At 66.2% G+C, this 16,732-nt stretch carries 19 protein-coding genes; 7 read left to right on the top strand and 12 right to left on the bottom strand.

Annotated elements, in window-relative coordinates; translation table 11 throughout:
• Window positions 1-206: 206 nt before the first annotated feature.
• On the bottom strand, window positions 207-530 hold the full coding sequence (locus EN786_RS32990; protein WP_127309582.1) for a hypothetical protein: 324 nt from the start codon (window positions 528-530) through the stop codon (window positions 207-209).
• Between the two features lie 167 nt (window positions 531-697).
• Here EN786_RS32990 and mbfA point away from each other — a divergent pair, with 167 nt between their 5' ends.
• Window positions 698-1,681, top strand: coding sequence for an iron exporter MbfA (mbfA, locus tag EN786_RS32985; RefSeq protein ID WP_127309583.1), 984 nt, complete (start codon window positions 698-700; stop codon window positions 1,679-1,681).
• Window positions 1,682-1,719: 38 nt separating this feature from the next.
• On the opposite strand, the gene EN786_RS32980 is transcribed toward mbfA, so the two are convergent.
• Together EN786_RS32980 and EN786_RS32975 are read right to left on the bottom strand one after the other, a co-directional pair.
• Complete coding sequence (locus EN786_RS32980) at window positions 1,720-2,064, bottom strand: antibiotic biosynthesis monooxygenase (RefSeq protein WP_127285442.1); 345 nt, start codon at window positions 2,062-2,064, stop codon at window positions 1,720-1,722.
• Entirely contained in the window at window positions 2,061-2,429 is a 369-nt protein-coding gene (locus tag EN786_RS32975) for an NIPSNAP family protein (RefSeq protein ID WP_127285443.1), read from the bottom strand. Before EN786_RS32975 ends, EN786_RS32980 begins: the two co-directional genes overlap by 4 nt.
• A 181-nt stretch (window positions 2,430-2,610) precedes the next feature.
• On the opposite strand from EN786_RS32975, the gene EN786_RS32970 reads away from it, so the two are divergent.
• On the top strand, window positions 2,611-3,285 hold the full coding sequence (locus EN786_RS32970) for a winged helix-turn-helix domain-containing protein (protein ID WP_127309584.1): 675 nt from the start codon (window positions 2,611-2,613) through the stop codon (window positions 3,283-3,285).
• 5 nt (window positions 3,286-3,290) lie between these two features.
• On the opposite strand, the gene ligD is transcribed toward EN786_RS32970, so the two are convergent.
• Complete coding sequence (gene ligD / locus EN786_RS32965) at window positions 3,291-5,792, bottom strand: DNA ligase D (RefSeq protein WP_127309585.1); 2,502 nt, start codon at window positions 5,790-5,792, stop codon at window positions 3,291-3,293.
• Window positions 5,793-5,804: 12 nt separating this feature from the next.
• On the bottom strand, window positions 5,805-6,668 hold the full coding sequence (locus EN786_RS32960) for a Ku protein (protein ID WP_127285446.1): 864 nt from the start codon (window positions 6,666-6,668) through the stop codon (window positions 5,805-5,807).
• Window positions 6,669-7,031: 363 nt separating this feature from the next.
• Between EN786_RS32960 and EN786_RS32955 the strand changes: the two genes are divergently transcribed.
• The 4 genes from EN786_RS32955 to EN786_RS32940 all read left to right on the top strand — a co-directional run bounded on the left by EN786_RS32955 (window position 7,032) and on the right by EN786_RS32940 (window position 9,638).
• Window positions 7,032-7,178, top strand: a complete 147-nt coding sequence (locus EN786_RS32955; protein ID WP_126057275.1) for a hypothetical protein — start codon at window positions 7,032-7,034, stop codon at window positions 7,176-7,178.
• 179 nt (window positions 7,179-7,357) lie between these two features.
• The gene (locus EN786_RS32950; protein WP_127285447.1) at window positions 7,358-7,810 is read left to right on the top strand and encodes a DCC1-like thiol-disulfide oxidoreductase family protein; all 453 of its coding nucleotides are present in this window, start codon (window positions 7,358-7,360) and stop codon (window positions 7,808-7,810) included.
• Window positions 7,811-8,014: 204 nt separating this feature from the next.
• On the top strand, window positions 8,015-8,383 hold the full coding sequence (locus EN786_RS32945) for a YciI family protein (RefSeq protein WP_127285448.1): 369 nt from the start codon (window positions 8,015-8,017) through the stop codon (window positions 8,381-8,383).
• Window positions 8,384-8,390: 7 nt separating this feature from the next.
• On the top strand, window positions 8,391-9,638 hold the full coding sequence (locus tag EN786_RS32940) for an RNA polymerase sigma factor (protein ID WP_127309593.1): 1,248 nt from the start codon (window positions 8,391-8,393) through the stop codon (window positions 9,636-9,638).
• On the opposite strand, the gene EN786_RS32935 is transcribed toward EN786_RS32940, so the two are convergent.
• Window positions 9,635-10,123, bottom strand: coding sequence for a RidA family protein (locus EN786_RS32935; RefSeq protein WP_127309586.1), 489 nt, complete (start codon window positions 10,121-10,123; stop codon window positions 9,635-9,637). The genes EN786_RS32940 and EN786_RS32935 overlap by 4 nt on opposite strands.
• Window positions 10,124-10,305: 182 nt before the next feature.
• On the opposite strand from EN786_RS32935, the gene EN786_RS32930 reads away from it, so the two are divergent.
• Entirely contained in the window at window positions 10,306-10,986 is a 681-nt protein-coding gene (locus tag EN786_RS32930) for a TetR/AcrR family transcriptional regulator C-terminal domain-containing protein (RefSeq protein WP_127309587.1), read from the top strand.
• Window positions 10,987-10,995: 9 nt separating this feature from the next.
• On the opposite strand, the gene EN786_RS32925 is transcribed toward EN786_RS32930, so the two are convergent.
• The 6 genes from EN786_RS32925 to hrcA form a co-directional block, all read right to left on the bottom strand.
• The gene (locus EN786_RS32925) at window positions 10,996-11,616 is read right to left on the bottom strand and encodes a glutathione S-transferase family protein (protein ID WP_127309588.1); all 621 of its coding nucleotides are present in this window, start codon (window positions 11,614-11,616) and stop codon (window positions 10,996-10,998) included.
• A 129-nt stretch (window positions 11,617-11,745) separates the two neighbouring features.
• Window positions 11,746-12,726, bottom strand: a complete 981-nt coding sequence (gene cysK / locus EN786_RS32920; RefSeq protein ID WP_127309589.1) for a cysteine synthase A — start codon at window positions 12,724-12,726, stop codon at window positions 11,746-11,748.
• A 195-nt stretch (window positions 12,727-12,921) separates the two neighbouring features.
• Window positions 12,922-13,539, bottom strand: a complete 618-nt coding sequence (locus tag EN786_RS32915) for a LysE family translocator (protein WP_127309590.1) — start codon at window positions 13,537-13,539, stop codon at window positions 12,922-12,924.
• Between the two features lie 326 nt (window positions 13,540-13,865).
• Entirely contained in the window at window positions 13,866-15,215 is a 1,350-nt protein-coding gene (locus tag EN786_RS32910; protein ID WP_127309591.1) for a sorbosone dehydrogenase family protein, read from the bottom strand.
• Window positions 15,216-15,329: 114 nt separating this feature from the next.
• Window positions 15,330-15,527, bottom strand: coding sequence for a hypothetical protein (locus EN786_RS32905; protein ID WP_127284856.1), 198 nt, complete (start codon window positions 15,525-15,527; stop codon window positions 15,330-15,332).
• Between the two features lie 77 nt (window positions 15,528-15,604).
• Window positions 15,605-16,687, bottom strand: a complete 1,083-nt coding sequence (gene hrcA / locus EN786_RS32900) for a heat-inducible transcriptional repressor HrcA (RefSeq protein WP_127284855.1) — start codon at window positions 16,685-16,687, stop codon at window positions 15,605-15,607.
• Window positions 16,688-16,732: the final 45 nt, after the last annotated feature.

The raw sequence follows: 16,732 nt of genomic DNA, 5'->3' as shown, positions 1-16,732 counted from the left end.
GTTGGCGCCGCCCCTCACCTGCCTGCCGGCTTCCTCTCCCCGTATAGTGACGGGGAGAGGGCGCTGTCATCGCGGCTTTCGCCAATCACCAACGTTGCAAGAATGGCGCTGAGGCCACGGCCAGCCCTTTCTCCCCGTCACTATACGGGGAGAAATGCCCGGCAGGGCAATGAGGGGCGGCGCCGAGGGTGGCAAGTGGCCGCCTCTCACCCCAACAGCGTCCTTTGCCTCTTGCTGCCGCCGAGCTTGCGCCAGGCGTTGAAGCGGTGGGTGGCAGCGGCGAACGAGATCTTCATCTGCTGGGCGACCGAATAGCGCGACTTGCCGTCGTCAAACATGCGGTAGCAGCACTCGACGCCCTCTTCCGTCAGCTTGCCGTCGGGAGCCTTGTTGTGCGGATTGGCGGGATCGAATTTCTCGACCTGCTGCTCGACCAGGCCTTTCAGGCGCTGCAGGTCGGCCTCGATGCTGGCGATGAGATCGAGGACGGGTTTCGGATCAAAGGCGTGCGCATGCTCTCTCGGCGACATCCGGGAATTCCTTTCTTTCGGCTTAGGTTCGGTTATATAGGTGAACGTTCGGCAACAATTAAGGCCTGTCCCGGATCAACAAATTTTGTTCCCGCGGACGATGCGCGATTGACCGGCAACGGGTCAAACCATAGTTTAGAATAATTCTAATCTAGAGTGCCATGCTCATGCTTTCACGTGTTTTCGGCTTTGGCCGCCGTTCCTTCGATTCGCTCTCCGAGCAGGAGATCCTGGCGCTGGCCATATCGTCGGAGGAGGATGACGGGCGCATCTACCGCGCCTATGCCGACGGGCTGGCGGAAGATTTTCCGCAATCGGCCAAGGTGTTCGAGGCGATGGCGGAGGAAGAGGACGGCCACCGCGATTCGCTGATCGAGCTCTACCGCAAGCGTTTCGGCGAGCGCATTCCGCTGATCCGGCGCGAGCATGTCAGGGGCTATTACGAGCGCAAGCCCGACTGGCTGGTCAGGCCGCTCGGCATCGAGACCGTGCGCCGGCAGGCCGAGGCGATGGAACAGCAGGCCTACCGCTTCTATGTCGAGGCCGCCAAGCGCACCACCGATGCCTCGACCCGCAAACTGCTCGACGAACTGGCGGTGGCCGAGCAGGGCCATGAGAGCTCGGCGCATCAACTGGAACAGGAGCATGTCCCGGGCGAGATCAAGATCGAGGAGGCGACGGCCGAGCAGCGGCAGTTCATCCTCACCTATGTGCAGCCGGGACTGGCCGGGCTGATGGACGGATCGGTGTCGACGCTGGCGCCGATCTTCGCCGCTGCCTTCGCCACGCACGACACATTCCAGACCTTCCTGGTCGGGCTTGCCGCCTCGATCGGCGCCGGCATCTCGATGGGCTTCACCGAGGTCGCGTCCGACGACGGCAAGCTGTCCGGCCGCGGCTCGCCGATCAAACGCGGGCTGACCGTCGGCATCATGACGACGCTCGGCGGTCTCGGCCACGCGCTGCCCTATCTCATCCCGTTCTTCTGGACGGCGACGGCGGTCGCCGCCGTGGTGGTGTTCTTCGAATTGTGGGCGATCGCCTTCGTGCAGAACCGCTACATGCAGACACCGTTCTGGCGCGCCGCCTTCCAGGTGGTGCTGGGCGGCGCGCTGGTGTTCACGGCCGGCGTGCTGATCGGGAATGCGTAGAGCGGAGCCTCTCCCTTCCCCCCTTGTGGGGGAAGGCGCTACCCATTCGCCGCCCTGCTATCCGCCGGCGCCTCGGCCCTCTCCGTCAGGCCGTAGTCGCGCACGACGTGGGCGATGCGCAGACGATAGCCGGCAAAGATTCCGCCACGGCCGGCCTGCTGCGCCTGCCGGTGCTCCTCGGTGTTGCGCCAGGCCCTCACCGCCTCCTCGTCGCGCCAGAAGGACAGCGACAGCACGCGGTTCGGATCGGCGAGGCTCTGGAAGCGCTCGATCGAGATAAAGCCGTCGATGCCGTCGAGCAGGGGCCGGAGCTCGGCGGCGATGCCGAGATAGGCCTCGCGCCGGCCCGCCGCCGGCTCGACCTCGAAGATGACGGCGATCATGCCTCTACCCCTTCCTTGACCGTGACGTCGGTCCGGAACAATTGCCGCGGCCCGTGGGGGCCCGACACCAGCTTCAGGAAGATGCGGTCCTCCTTGACGATGAACTTCTCGCGCCGGGCGAACTCGTAATTCGCCTTGCCGGCCGGATCGGTGGCAAGCCGGGCGCGGTAGGCCTCATAGGCCGCGAGATTGTCGATGTTGTAGGCGGCATAGGCCGTGGTCGCCGAACCCTCGTGCGGCGCGAAGTAGCCGATGAGGTCGGCGCCGCAGCGCGGGATGGCCTGGCCCCAGGCACGCGCATAGTCCTCGAAGGCCGCTTTGCCGAACGGATCGATCTCGTAGCGGATGAAGCAGGTGATGGTCATGGCGGTCTCCTCGTCAGGTTGGGTTTGCAGTGACGACAGTTCGAGCGCGGTCGAAACATCGCTTCCGTCGGCATGCTAGTCAGCTTCATGTCAGGAGTGGGCGCCTCAATGGTCGTCCGCTCCTTGAACTGAACCGACAATAGTGATTTCCTCGCAGGAATGCTTCGACAAGGATCGAACTATGCGTGAAGGACCAGATATCGCCCGCATCGCCAGCCTGGTCGGCGATCCGGCCCGCGCCAACATGCTCACCGCGCTGATGGGCGGCACGGCGTTGACCGCCTCCGAGCTGGCGCTGGAGGCCGGCGTGTCGCTGCCCACCGCCTCCTCGCATCTGTCGAAGCTGATGGAGGGCGGATTGCTGACGCTCGCCAGCCAGGGACGCCATCGCTATTACGGGCTCGCCGGGCCACAAGTCGCCGGCATGATCGAGGCGATCATCGGCGTCGCCGAAGCGGTCGGCCCCAAGCGTGTGCGGCCCGGCCCGCGCGACGCCGCGATGCGGGTGGCGCGGGTCTGCTACGACCATCTCGCCGGCGAGCAGGCGGTGGCGATGCTCGACCGCCTGATCGACAGGGAGGTGTTGCTGCGCGACGACAGCGAGATCAGGCTTGGCCCGGCGGCGGCCTCGCATTTTTCCGCGCTCGGCATCGATGTCGAGGCCAAGGCCAGGCGGCCGGTGTGCCGCGCCTGCCTCGACTGGAGCGTCAGGCGCTCGCACCTCGCCGGCACGCTGGGCGCCGCAATCCTCGACAAGATCATCGCCGAGAAATGGGCGCGGCGCGAAAAGGACAGCCGCGCGGTGGTATTCTCGCCGACCGGCAGGCAAGCGTTCGAGAGGGTGTTTCTGGCCTGATTTCCCTAGCCGCGTTGCAACGGCTTGCCCAGCTTGAAGAAATCCTTCCATGGATCGGCCTTCTTCAACTGCCCCAGCGTGGTGGAATCGCCGAGCGGGAAGGCGTTGGGCGCCAGCCCCTTCTCGAGTTCCGGCCAGGTCACCGGCATCGACACGGTGGCGCCCTTCTTGGCGCGCGACGAGTAAGGCGCGACCGTGGTCGAGCCGCGGCCGTTGCGCAGATAGTCGACGAAGATCCTGCCGGTGCGCGCCTTCTTCGACAGCGTCGCGGTGTAGCGGTCGGGCGAAGCCTGCTCCAGCGCGCGGGCGAAATCATGGGCGAAGTCCTTGACCTCGTCCCAATCCGCCGACGGCTTCAGCGGCACCAGCACGTGATAGCCCTTGCCGCCGGAGGTCTTGACCAGATTGGCGAGCGACAGCTCGTCCAGCTTGCCGCGGATGTCGAGCGCCGCCTCGCGCACCGCCTTGACGTCGACGCCCTCATCGGGATCGAGGTCGAAAATGATCTGGTCGGGCTTTTCCAGCGCGTCGATCGTGCAGCCCCAGATATGCACCTCGACGACACCGTACTGGACCAGCGCGGCAATGCCGTCGAAATCCTTGATGTAGAGGATCTCCTCGCCATCGGTCGGATCCTTCATCCTGGCGATCTTGTCGCTCATGCCGGGCGAGGCGTGTTTCTGGAAGAAGCGCTGGCCGCCGATGCCGTCCGGCGCCCGCACCAGGCTGAGCGGCCGGTTGACGACGAATTGTTCCATGCGCGGCCAGACCAGCGCGTAATGGTCAAGCAGATCCTGCTTGGAGACCTTCTCGTCGGGCCATAAGAGCTTCTCCGGGTGGGAGAGCTTCACCGAGGTCTTGGCTGACGCAGCGTTTGGCGCCGCCTTCGCCTCGGCCGCGCCCTTGCCGGCGGCTTTACTGGGCTTCTCCTGCACGACTTCCTCCGCCGGCTTGTCTTCGCGCAGCCCCTGGAACGAGGCGTGACGTATTATACGGTCCGAGGTCCAGCTGCGGAACTCCACTTCGCCGACAAGATCGGGCTCGACCCAGACCAGCCCCTTGCCCTTCGGCACGGCGGCGGAGAAGGGCGACGTTTTTGCGGTGAGTCCGTCGAGTCTTTTCTTGAGGTCGGCGGCCATCTTGCCGGAAAAGCCGGTGCCGACGCGGCCGGCATAGTGCAGCTTGCCGCCCTCATAATAGCCGACCAGCAGCGAGCGCAGGCCGCGCCCGGTCTTGTCCGAGGGCAGGTAGCCGCCGATGACGAATTCCTGCCGCAGCGTGCATTTCGACTTCACCCAGCTGAGACCGCGGCCGCTGCGGTAAGGCGCGTCGGCGCGTTTGGAAACCACGCCTTCGAGACCCATGCGGCAGACATGCTGCAGCATCACCTTGCCCGGCTCGTGGAAATGGTCGCTGAAGCGCAGCGCCGAATCCTGCGGCTGCTCGCCGAGCAGTTCCGCCAGCGCCTGCTTGCGCTCGACCAGCGGCTCGCGGCGCAGGTCCTTGCCGTCGAGGCGCATCAGGTCGAAGGCGTAGTAGACGAAGCGATCGGCGCGGCGGGCGGAGAGATCGGCCTGCAGCAGGGCGAAGGACGACACGCCGCTGTCGGCCAAAACGATGATCTCGCCATCGATGATGGCATCGCGGCATTTGAGGCCGGCAAGCGCTGCGGTGACCGGACCGTCGAATTTTGAGGTCCAATCGAGGCCGGCGCGGGTCAGCAGCCTCACCTCGCTGCCGGCGATCTGCGCCTGCATGCGATAGCCGTCGAATTTCACCTCGTGCAGCCAGTCGTCGCCGGAAGGTGCATCCTTCTCCAGCGTGGCGAGCTGCGGCTCGATGAACTCCAGCCGCTTGGCAGGCCCGGCTCTTGCCTTGCCGGCTGCTGCCGGCTTGTTGGAGTGCCAGACTTTCGGCTTCGCGCCCTTGGCCGTCTTGCCCTCGCCGACCTCCTCGATCGTCAGGCCGGATTTCACCGATTTCGGCTCCTGCTTCAGGATGTCCTCGCCGGGACGCGCGGCGGCATCGTCGGACTTGATCAGCAGCCAGTTGTCGCGCTTTTCGCCGGAGCGCGGCTTCAGCCGCACGAGATGCCAGCGGCCATGCAATTTGTGGCCTTCCAGCTCGAAGCCGATATGGCCCTTCTTCATCGCTTTGGCCGGATCGCCTTCCGGAATCCATTTGCCCTCGTCCCAGACGATCACCGAGCCGCCGCCATACTCGCCCTTGGGGATGGTGCCTTCGAACGGCGCGTAGTCGATCGGGTGGTCCTCGACATGCACGGCCAGCCGCTTCTCGTGCGGATCGAGGCTCGGGCCGCGCGTCACCGCCCAGCTCCACAGCACGCCGTCATGCTCGAGGCGCAGGTCGTAGTGCAGCCTGGTCGCGGCATGCTTGTGGATGACGAAGATGCCGGCGGCTTTCTTGCCGCTCCGCGACAGCTTGCCGGCCGGCTCGGCGGTCTTCCTGAAATCGCGCTTGGCCCGATACTGCTCGAGGCTGGCCATGGCTGCGGCCTCCTATGCCGATTTGCGCCGCGGAGCGGAGGCCTTGCCGCGTCCGGCCTTTGGCTTTGGCTTCGCCTTCGACGCGGCCTTGCCCGCGCCTTCCGCGTTCAGGCTCTTCTTCAGCGCATCGAAGAGGTTGACGACATTGGACGGCTTCGGCGGCGCCTTGGCCTTCGGCGCCTTCCTGCCGGCCTTCCTGGCGCGGATCAGCTCGAGCAGGGCATCCTCGTAGCGGTCGTCGAACTTCGACGGATCGAATTTTGTCCCCTTCCGGTCGATGATGTGCTCGGCAAGGTCTATCATCTCGTCGTCGGTCTTGACCGACTTGATATCGCCAAAGACGCTGTCGGGCTGGCGCACCGTGTTGTCGTAACGAAGCGTGGTCAGCACCATGCCCTTGCCGAGCGGCTCGATCACCACCGGGCGTTCCCGCTGGTAGAGCACGATGCGGGCGAGGCCGGCCATCTTCTTGCCCGCCATGGCGTCGCGGATGACGGCAAAGGCCTCCTCCGACACCTTGTCCGCCGGCGAGACATAATAGGGCGTGTCGAGGTAGATCTGCCGGATCGAGGCCTTGTCGACGAAGCCGTCGAGGCTCATCGTATGCGAGGATTCGATCTGGACGGACTCGATCTCGTCTTCCTCGATATGGATGAACTCGCCGTCCTCGAGCTCATAGCCCTTGATCTCGTCGCCTTCCTCCAGCGGCTTGCCGGTCTCGGCATCGACATAGATGCGCTTCACCGTATTTCCGGTCTTGCGGTTGAGGATGCGGAAGGAGACCTTTTCGGCGTGGGTGACGACGTTGGTCAGCTCGATGGCGCAAGTGACCAGCGACAGCTTGAGATAGCCTTTCCAGGCCGGGCGCGGCGCCATGACGAACTCCGTGAGCGGGGTGGTTCAACCGAGAACGGGCAGAGCCCGCTCCGGTTCCGGGAGACAGGCCGCTTCCAGACAGGGCCCTGACTTGGGCCACGCACGGAAATTTCGCCGAGGCGCGCGCGGTTGAAACAGAACCGCGTCCGAACGACATCGAGACGAAACATATGTGATGCAAAAGTCACATTGGGCAAAATGCCGGCAAATGGCTCTGAAAGACCCCGAATCAGCCGCATTCCGGCCACGAAGCAGGGCATTTCGGACCAGAAATTAACATCACGTTCACCGACTATTCACGCCTCGACGCTATGATGCCCGCAATTCGGACGGGACATCCGAAATCGGGACAGGGACAGGGAAATGAAGTTCTGGAACCACATTGCCGGCTATGCCGCCGCCATCCGCGAATTCGTCGCGCCGACCTATCGGCCTGAGCGCTATTACATGCGCGGCCCAGGCCCGGCCTGCGCCCGCCGCGGCAACTCGCTCGGCATCAGCGCGCACTGATCATGACGCTGGAGAGCCGTCATGACAGCCGGATCTGCAAACCGGCCGACAGCCATCGCGCAACCACCTATCGCGCCGAGCGCCCCGCGCTGGCCGATCGGCGGCGTGCGACAACGCCACCGCTTTGACGCCGCCGCCGGCTGGCTTAGTGTCTGACGACACCAGCAGCCGGGGCCGACATGATTGACCTGCCCGAACCGAAGCGTCCCCTTCCTCCGCCGCAAGCTTACGATGCAACCCAGCCGCTGATCGTCTTCGACGGCGTCTGCGTGTTCTGCTCGGGTTTCGTGCGGACGGTGGTGCGGTTCGACCGCCGGAAGCGCTTCCGCTTCGCCACGGCGCAGTCGCCGTTGGGCGAAGCGCTGTTTCGCACCCACGGACTGGCGACCGACAGCTACGATACCAGCCTGACCCTGATCGACGGAAAGGCCTTCACCCAACTGGACGGCTTCATCGCCGTGATGGCCGAGCTTGGCTGGCCATGGCGCGCGGCGAAGGTTTTGCTCGCCCTGCCGCGGCCGCTGCGCGACTGGCTCTACGACCGCATCGCCAAGAATCGCTACGCCCTGTTCGGCAGGACGGACAGCTGCGAGATCCCGTCGGCGGAACTGCGGGAGCGGCTGATCGGCTAGAATCCCGCCAGGGCTGGAGCGGCCCGGCCGGCGGCGAGATTCGGCCTCCGACAATCCTCGCAGATTCACGGATCATCGCCGCCAGCTTGCGCGAGGCGCCGCGCGGGTCGAAAGATTTTCGCAGCACCTGTCGAAATCCGCCTGGCCCAGGCGACATTGGTCAGGCCGGCGATGACGCGGCCTTCGAGAAAACGGGAGAAGACCATGCGATACATGCTTTTAATCTACGCAAACGAAGCCGCGATGGCGACCGCGCCGAGCGAGAAGACCTACCAGATCAGCGCCGCCTATGGCGCCTATACCGAGGCTTTGAAGAAATCCGGCGCCTGGCTCGCCGGCGACCGGCTGCGGCCGACGCAATCCGCAACGGCGGTGCGCACGGCCGACGGCAAGACCAATGTGCTCGACGGCCCCTATGCCGACACCAAGGAGCAGCTCGCCGGCTTCTACATGATCGAGGCCGAGGACGCCGATGCGGCCATCGCCTGGGCGGCGCGCTGCCCGGGCGCCAGCGCCGGCACGATCGAGGTGCGGCCGATCTGGGAAATGAGCGACTATCCCTCCGCGAATTGACCCAGTGATGGACAATCGCCCGGAGATCGCGCGGGCGGCGGCGGAAGCGGCCGCCCGGCAAAGCTACGGCAAGCTGGTCGCCTTTCTCGCGGCGCGCACGCGCGATGTCGCCGGCGCCGAGGACGCGCTGGCGGATGCCTTCGCGGCGGCGCTCGAGCGCTGGCCGCAGACCGGCGTGCCCGAAAAGCCGGAAGCCTGGCTGCTCGCGGTGGCGCGCCGACGAGGCGTCGACGCGGTGCGGCGGCGGCAGACCGGCGAGGCGGCGCGCGATCATCTCAAGCTGATCGCCGAGGAGGTGGAGGCCCGCATGACCGACGAAGAGCTGCCGGACGAACGGTTGCGGCTGATGTTTGCCTGCGCCCATCCGGCGATCGAGGCCAGCGTGCGCGCGCCGCTGATCCTGCAGACCATCCTTGGCTTCGACGCGGCGACCATCGCTTCGGCCTTCCTGGTCTCGCCGGCGACGATGGGCCAGCGCCTGGTGCGCGCCAAGACCCGCATCCGCGAGATCGGCATTCCGTTCCGGGTGCCGGAGCGGGCCGAGCTCGGCGAGCGGCTGGACGCGGTGCTGGAGGCGATCTACGCCGCCTTCGCCGAAGGCTGGACCGATCCTGCCGGCACCGAGACGCGGCGCCGCAACCTCGCCACCGAGGGCATCTGGCTCGGCCGGCTGGTGGCTTCGCTGATGCCGGACGAGCCGGAGGCGGTAGGGCTGTTGGCGCTGATGCTGTTCGCCGAAGCGCGGCGGGCGGCGCGGCGCAGCCCGGACGGAGACTTCGTGCCGCTTGCCGAGCAGGACACCGCGCTCTGGGACAACACGCTGATCGACGAGGCGGAAGACCTGCTCGAACGTGCCGCCGCCAAGGAGATCATCGGCCGCTACCAGCTGGAGGCGGCCGTGCAATCGGCCCACACGGCGCGGCGGCGCGGCGGCCGCACCGACTGGGCAGCGATCCGCCAGCTTTACGACGCGCTGCTGGCCCTCGCCGGCTCGCCTGTCGTGGCGATCAACCGCGCCGTGGCGATCGCCGAGGATGAGGGCGCGGCGGCCGGGTTGGCGGCGCTGTACGTCCTGGGTGACGACAAGCGGCTGGATGACTATCAGCCCTATTGGGCTGCCCGCGCCGGCCTGCTGGCGAGGCTCGGCACGACCGGATTGGCGGCCGAGGCTTACGACCGCGCGATCGGCCTCGAACGGGACCCGGCCGTCCGCCGCTTCCTGCAGGAAAAGCGGGCGAAGCTCACGATGCTCTAATCAAGCACGACCACGGCCTCCACCTCGAACAGCATGGGGTCGATCGCCAGCTTGGGAACGGGAACCAGCGTCTGCGCCGGCAGCGCCTTGCCGAACATGTCCTTGACGTTGATGGTCAGCACCTCGAGCTTGGACATGTCGTGATCGACCACGAAGACCGTGAGCTTGGCGACCTGATCGGGTTTCGCGCCAATCCCCTCCAGCGCGGCGCGCAGGTTCGCATAGGCCTGTTTCACCTGGACGGCGAAGTCCGGCGACAAGGCGCCCGTGCCGTCCTGGCCGCCCTGCCCGGAAATGTAGGCGACCCGTGCTCCCCGGGGCATGATCACCGCCGTGCTGTAGCCATTCGGCGACGGGTCGTGGAGGTTCCGTGGATTGACGATGGCCAGCTTGCGATCGTCCTCGTTCGCTGTCGTCGCAGCGGGAACTCCGATGGTCATGATGATTAGCCCTCCGATGGGCAGGTGCTTGATTGAGCGTGGCATGAGTTTCTCTTGGCTCTGCGGGCTGCGAGCAACGCACCCACGATCGCAATTCGGTTCATCGCCGCACGCGACTCGTACGGCGTCCGAGTCATCGTATGGTACGATGTACGAGTCAACCGCGCGGCATCGACATTCCTGGCGTTGCCTGCCAGAATCGCGGCTCCGATACGCGAGGAAGACGAATGGCAGCCAATCGCGGCGCCCGAAGCAAACGGTCTCAGCGGCCAGGTCAACCGCCCCGGCCCGCGGGCGAGCCGCCTCTGTCCCGGCAGCGTATCGTGGCCACCGCGGTGGAGTTGCTGGACGCGCAAGGGATCGACGGATTGACGATGCGTCGGCTGGCCGATCGCCTCGGCTCGGGCGTGATGAGCCTGTATTGGCACGTCGACAGCAAGGAGGATGTCTTCGATCTGGCGCTCGACGCGGTGCTTGAGTATCGCGGATCGCCGCAAGAACCTCAGTCCGAAGACTGGCGCGGCGAGATCGTTCACATACTCGAGGACTGGCGCGCCAGCATGCTCAGCCATTCCTGGTCGGCATCGCTGTTGCCGCGCCGGGCGCTTGGCCCGAACATCCTCAGTCGGCTGGAACTGCTGGGCAAGGCCTTGTCCAGGGCCGGCGTGGCGGACGCGGACATCAACGCCGCGATATGGTCGCTCTGGAACTATGTGATGGGCGCCACCATCACCCGGGCGAGCTTCGACCTGTCGGACGACGACAGGGCCGCCGCGCAGCAGCGCCTCACCCGTCTCAGCGAGCGCTACGCGACAATCGAACGCTCCCGGCTGCTGTTGGACGACGACTGGGACGGCGCTTTCCGCAGAGGCCTCGGTTTCCTGCTCGACGGCCTCGCGCCAGGATAAACGTCCCGCTCACCACATCGCGTGGGCGGCATTCAGTTTGCGGATCAGGTCATGATCGCGCAGCCTGGCCCACAGGCGCTCGATATCGGGCCAGGCGGCGGCGACCTTGCCGATCTCGGGATGCCAGGCCGCCAGCATGACCAGGTAGACGTCGGCCAGCGACAGCCGCTCGCCGACCAGCCAGTCGCGGCCGGCGAGGGCCTTGTCGAGGATGGCAAAGCCGCGATCCATCTCGGCCAGCGCGGCCTGCTTCACCGCCTCCACGCCGTCCGGCGCCGCGGTGTAGCGATGGGCATAATAGAAACGCAGCCCCGCCGGGTAGAGGACCGACGACATGAAGGCCATCCAGCGCAGGAAGTCGGCGCGGGCGGGCGAGCCCGCCGCCGGCGCCAGTCCGGCTTCCGGATGGCGCTCGGCGAGCAGGATGCAGATCGCCGCCGACTCGGTGATCGAACGGCCGTCCGGCAAGGTCAGCACCGGCACCTGGTTCAACGGGCTGATGTCGAGGAAGGCCTGGTCGGGCGGGTCCTTCTTCGGCACGTCGACCTGGTCGAACGGCGCGCCCGCCAGGGCAAGGGCCGCCTCGACGACGAAGCCGCCGCTGCCGGGGCGCGTGTAAAGTCTGTACATGAATCCTCCCAATGGCCGCGCGGGCCGAGGGAGATTTGCACCGGAAGCCGCGCGGCGCTCAAGCGCCACGCTGACGCCACACGGGTTTTTTCAGCGGTCCAGCGTCCCGCGACGGTCCGTCAAGGCTGCTTAAGCCCCCAGCCCGTCGAACAGGATGGTCGACAGGTAGCGCTCGGCGAAGGACGGGATGACGACGACCATGGTCTTGCCCTTGTTCTCCGGCCGCGAGCCGACGACGATCGCCGCCTGGAGTGCTGCGCCCGACGAGATGCCGACCGGCACACCTTCAAGGCGGGCGACGAGCCGCGCATTGGCGACGGAATCCTCGTTGGAGACCCTGACGATCTCGTCATAGATCGTGGTGTCGAGGATCTTCGGCGCGAAGCCGGCGCCGATGCCCTGGATCTTGTGCGGGCCGGGCTGGCCGCCGGACAGCACCGGCGAAGCCTCCGGCTCGACGGCGACGACATGCAGCGAAGGCTTGCGCTTCTTCAGCACCTGGCCGACGCCGGTGATGGTGCCGCCGGTGCCGATGCCGGAGACGAAGATGTCGACCTCGCCCTGGGTGTCGTTCCAGATCTCCTCGGCCGTGGTGCGGCGGTGGATCTCGGGGTTGGCCGGATTCTCGAACTGCTGCGGGATGATGGCGTCGGGCAAGGTGGCGGCAAGCTCGTCGGCCTTGGCGATGGCGCCCTTCATGCCCTTGGGACCTTCGGTCAGCACCAGTTCGGCGCCGAGCAGCGCCAGCATCTTGCGCCGCTCGACCGACATCGTCTCCGGCATGGTCAGGATCAGCTTGTAGCCCTTGGCGGCGGCGGCGAAGGCGAGCGCAATGCCGGTGTTGCCGGAGGTCGGCTCGATCAGCGTCGTCCTGCCGGGGGCGATCCTGCCAGAGGCTTCCAGCGCCTCGATCATGGCAACGCCGATACGGTCCTTGACCGAGGCGATCGGGTTGAAGAATTCGAGCTTGGCCAGGAGATTGGCGACGATGCCCTTCTCCTTGGCGAACTTGTCGAGCCGCACCAGGGGCGTGTCGCCGATCGTCTCGGTGATCGAATTGAAGACGCGGCCGCGGCCGGGCACGCGCGCGGAGGTGACGGGCTTGTTCATTGTTTCGCTCCCAGGTCAGGCAGGCAATTGCATCAAGCGACAGAATAGGGCTTTCAGCCGCGCAAGATAGGCTGCCGGCCGAAAATATCCGAGTGGGGCGCGTGCTGAAAACGCTGCCGCCCCGGAAAAGCATTTTCCGGATCGGCCCGTTTCCGGAATGCTTTCCCCGAAATGGAGGCCGGTTGAGATTGCAGCCTATTGACGGGCGGCGATGGCGGCCGCCGCGCCAACCATGAAACCGGCGGCGGTGCGGTTCAGCGCCTTCAGCGCGCGCGGCGACTTGAGGAACCAGCGCGCCTTGGCGGCCAGCGCCAGATAGGGCACCAGCACCACCAGCAGGACGAGGACGGTGAGCGTGACCAGGATGCCGTAGTCGGCGAGCGTCACCGCCTTCAGGTCGACGATGGTCGGCGTGATGGCGATATAGAAGATCATCGTCTTCGGATTGCCGAGCGTCACCGTCAGGCCGGCCAGGAAGGAGGCGGCGAGCCCGCCCTTGCCCTTGCGCGCCTCGACAGTCTCCGGCGAGATGCCGCTGGTCCAGAAGCGCCAGCCGAGGAAAGCGAGATAGGCGACACCCGCCCATTTGATGGCAAGGAAGACCATGCCGAAGGTCTGCGCGACGAAGGCGAGGCCGAGCATGACGGCGGTGAGGTAGGTGAGGTCGCCGAGGATCAGGCCGAACGACATCGCCAGCGACGAGCGGAAGCCGGAACCCAGCGCCCGCGCCACAAGCGCGGTGACGCCGGGACCCGGAATGGCGGCGGCGATGCCGAGAGCTGCACTGTAGGCGAGGAATCCGGTGAGCGTCATGGATAAGGTTCCAGATCGGAGGGTCTTATCGCATGGAACAGGCGAGGGTTGAATTCCCTCACGGTCGGAATCCATTGCACCAGACCATCGTGGTCTTCGCCTTACAAGGCTAACTGACGGCCCGAGGCTTGATTGCCACGTGGTTCCCCCAATCCGTCGCGGCTACGCCGCGTCACCTTTCCCCCCTCCGGAGGGAAAGGAAGGGAGCCTTGCTTGGCGAGCGTTGACTGCAAAAAAGCTTGGCGCCTTTCCTCTCCCCCGTCGATCGGGGGAGAGGTGGCTCGGCGAAGCCGAGACGGAGTGGGGGTCGACCAGCGTAAGGTTTCTCAGGACCGGCCGTCCCCGTAAATAACACGCCAGATGGTGCCGTTGCCGTCCTCGGTCAGGATCAGCGCACCGTCCTTGGCGACGGTGACGCCGACCGGCCGGCCCCAGACGTCGTCGTCGGAGATGACGAAGCCGGTGGCGAAATCCTCATACTCGCCGGTCGGCTTGCCGTCCTTGAATTTCAACCGCACCACCTTGTATCCGGTGCGCACGCCGCGGTTCCAGGAGCCGTGCAAAGCGACGAAGGCATCGCCCCTGTAGTCGGCCGGGAAGCTGCCGCCCTCATAGAAGGCGATGTTGAGCGGCGCCGAATGCGCCTGCAGCAGCACGTCGGGAACGGTGACCTTGCCGGCAAGATCGGCGCGCGCGCCCGCGTGTCGCGGGTCCTCGTTGGCGCCGATATAGTACCAGGGCCAGCCGTAGAAGCCGCCCTGCCTGACCGTCGTCGCGTATTCGAACGGCACGTTGTCGCCGAGTTCGTCGCGCTCGTTGACGACGCACCAGAGCGCGCCCGTCTGCGGCTGCACGGTCATGCCGGAGCAGTTGCGCAAGCCGGTGGCGAAGCTGCGCCGGTTGCTGCCGTCCGGATCGAAGGCCAGCACGTCGGCGCGGCCTTCCTCCGGGCCCCAGGTGGCGCCGAGCGGCGCCGACGTCGCCCATTGCTCGAGCCCGCCTTCAGGCTCGGCGGCCATGTCCTCGGCGACGTTGGAGCCCGATCCGACCGACAGATAGAGCGTCTTGCCATCAGGCGAAAAGGCGATGTCGCGCGTCCAGTGATGGTTCGCGGGGATTTCCGGGACGATGGTTTCCGGCATGCCTTCGGCCTTGAGGTCGCCGTCGCGATAGGCGAAGCGCACGACGCTGTTGCTGTTGGCGACATAGACCCATTGCGGTTTGTCGCCCGGCGGATAGAAGGCGATGCCGTAGGGCCGGGTCAGGCCGGTGGCAAAGATCGCCTCCTGCGCCGGCCTGGCGCTGCCTTCGGCGAGGCGATAGACGCGGATCTGGCTGGCCTTGCTGTCGGCGACGAACAGGTCGCCGTTGGGCGCCGCGCGCACGACCCGCGGATTGTCGATGCCCGACGCGACGAGTTCGATGGAAAAGCCTGATGGCACGAGCGGCCTGGCGCCTTCCGGCCGATCCGCCACGCCGGCGCCGTTCGACACGGAGCGGCTGACATAGGGCTTTTGCAGATCATCCGGCCTGATCAGCCGGCGCACGCCAGGCCTGTCGGCCTTCCAGTCGCCGAAGGCCTTCTTGCCGGTCAGCACCGGCTCGCCGGCCTGCTGGGCAGAGGCCGTCGTTGCAAGCAGCAAGGCGGCAGCCGCAAGGCCGGCAAATCGGATCATCCTGGCCTCCAGGGGTTTCGGCGCCGCACGCGGCGCCGTCGCGAATAGTGAACGGGCGGATGCGGCGGTCGTTCCGCCTGGGACATCAGGCACACGCCGATTTGAGGGATGGTTTCAGCTGCCTTCGGCGTAGAAATCATCGTCCAGGCGCTTTTCCAGCTCGACCAGATCGGCCGGCAGCGGCAGGCCCATGGCGCGCAATTCCTGCAGCTTCTCGCGCAGCTGCTCCTGAATCTCGTGCTGGTCCTCGGGCTGGTTGACCATTTCCTCGAGCAGCAGGCTGATCTGGGCCTTGAGCGATTCCAGCGCCATTCTTTTGCTCCCTTGCTGCTTGTGCCTTCCACGGTGTGTTGAGATCCAGGTCAGGCCGGTCTCACCCGGATCACACCTTACCGCAACATGCGCGAAATCAGCTGCGCGGTATAGTCGACCATCGGCACGATGCGGGCGTAGTTCAGCCGCGTCGGGCCGATGACGCCGAGCGCGCCGACGACGCGGGCATCCTTGTCGCGATAGGGCGCCACCACCAGCGACGAGCCCGACAGCGAAAACAGCTTGTTTTCCGAGCCGATGAAGATGCGCACGCCCGGCCCTTCCTCGGCGAGATCGAGCAGCTGGATCAAGCCGTCCTGCGTCTCCAGATCCTCGAACAGATGCCGCAGCAACTCGATGTCGGCCTGGGCGGTGACGTTTTCGAGCAGATTGGCGCGGCCGCGCACGATGAGGCGCGCCGGCAGGCCGCTTTCCGCGCCGGCCCAGACGGCGAGGCCCTTTTCGACCAGATCCTGCGACAGCGTGTCGAGGGCCGCCCTGGTCTCGTCCTTGATGCGGGCGATCTCGACGCGCGCCTCGGCCAGCGTGCGGCCGCGGATGTGGGCGTTGAGGAAGTTGGACGCCTCGTGCAGCTGCGAGACGGTGGTGCCGGCGGGCAGGTCGACGACGCGGTTCTCGACATCGCCGTTCTGCGACACCAGCACGGCCAGCGCCTTGGTCGGCTCGAGCTGGATGAATTCGATGTGCTTCAGCGCCACCTCGTTCTTGGCGGCGAGCACCAGGCCGGCGCCGCGCGACATGCCCGACAGCATCTGGCTGGCCTCGGTCAGCATGTGCTCCAGCGACGCGCCGGAGCCGGAGGCGCGCACCTGCGCCTCGATGATGCGGCGCTCGTCGTCGGAGAGGTCGCCGAGCTCCATGAAGGCGTCGACGAAGAAGCGCAGGCCGGTCTGCGTCGGCAGGCGGCCGGCCGAGATGTGCGGCGCGTAGATCAGGCCGAGATGCTCGAGGTCGCTCATCACGTTGCGGATGGTGGCGGGCGACAACGAGGAGGGCAGGATGCGCGACAGGCTGCGCGAACCGACGGGCTCGCCATCCCTGAGATAGGATTCAACGATGCGCCTGAAGATGTCGCGCGAGCGCATATCGAGCGATTGAAGCACGGGCGACTGCGATGCCGGATCGACTGCCTTGGTCATTCGAGCCAAAAACCTCCGGTTCAAATATAGACTTAGCCGGTGCCC

The organism is Mesorhizobium sp. M4B.F.Ca.ET.143.01.1.1 (assembly GCF_004792275.1).
Lineage (GTDB): Bacteria > Pseudomonadota > Alphaproteobacteria > Rhizobiales > Rhizobiaceae > Mesorhizobium > Mesorhizobium abyssinicae.
The sequence above is the reverse complement of the archived record's forward strand: the minus strand, read 5'-3'. Positions and strand labels throughout refer to the sequence as shown.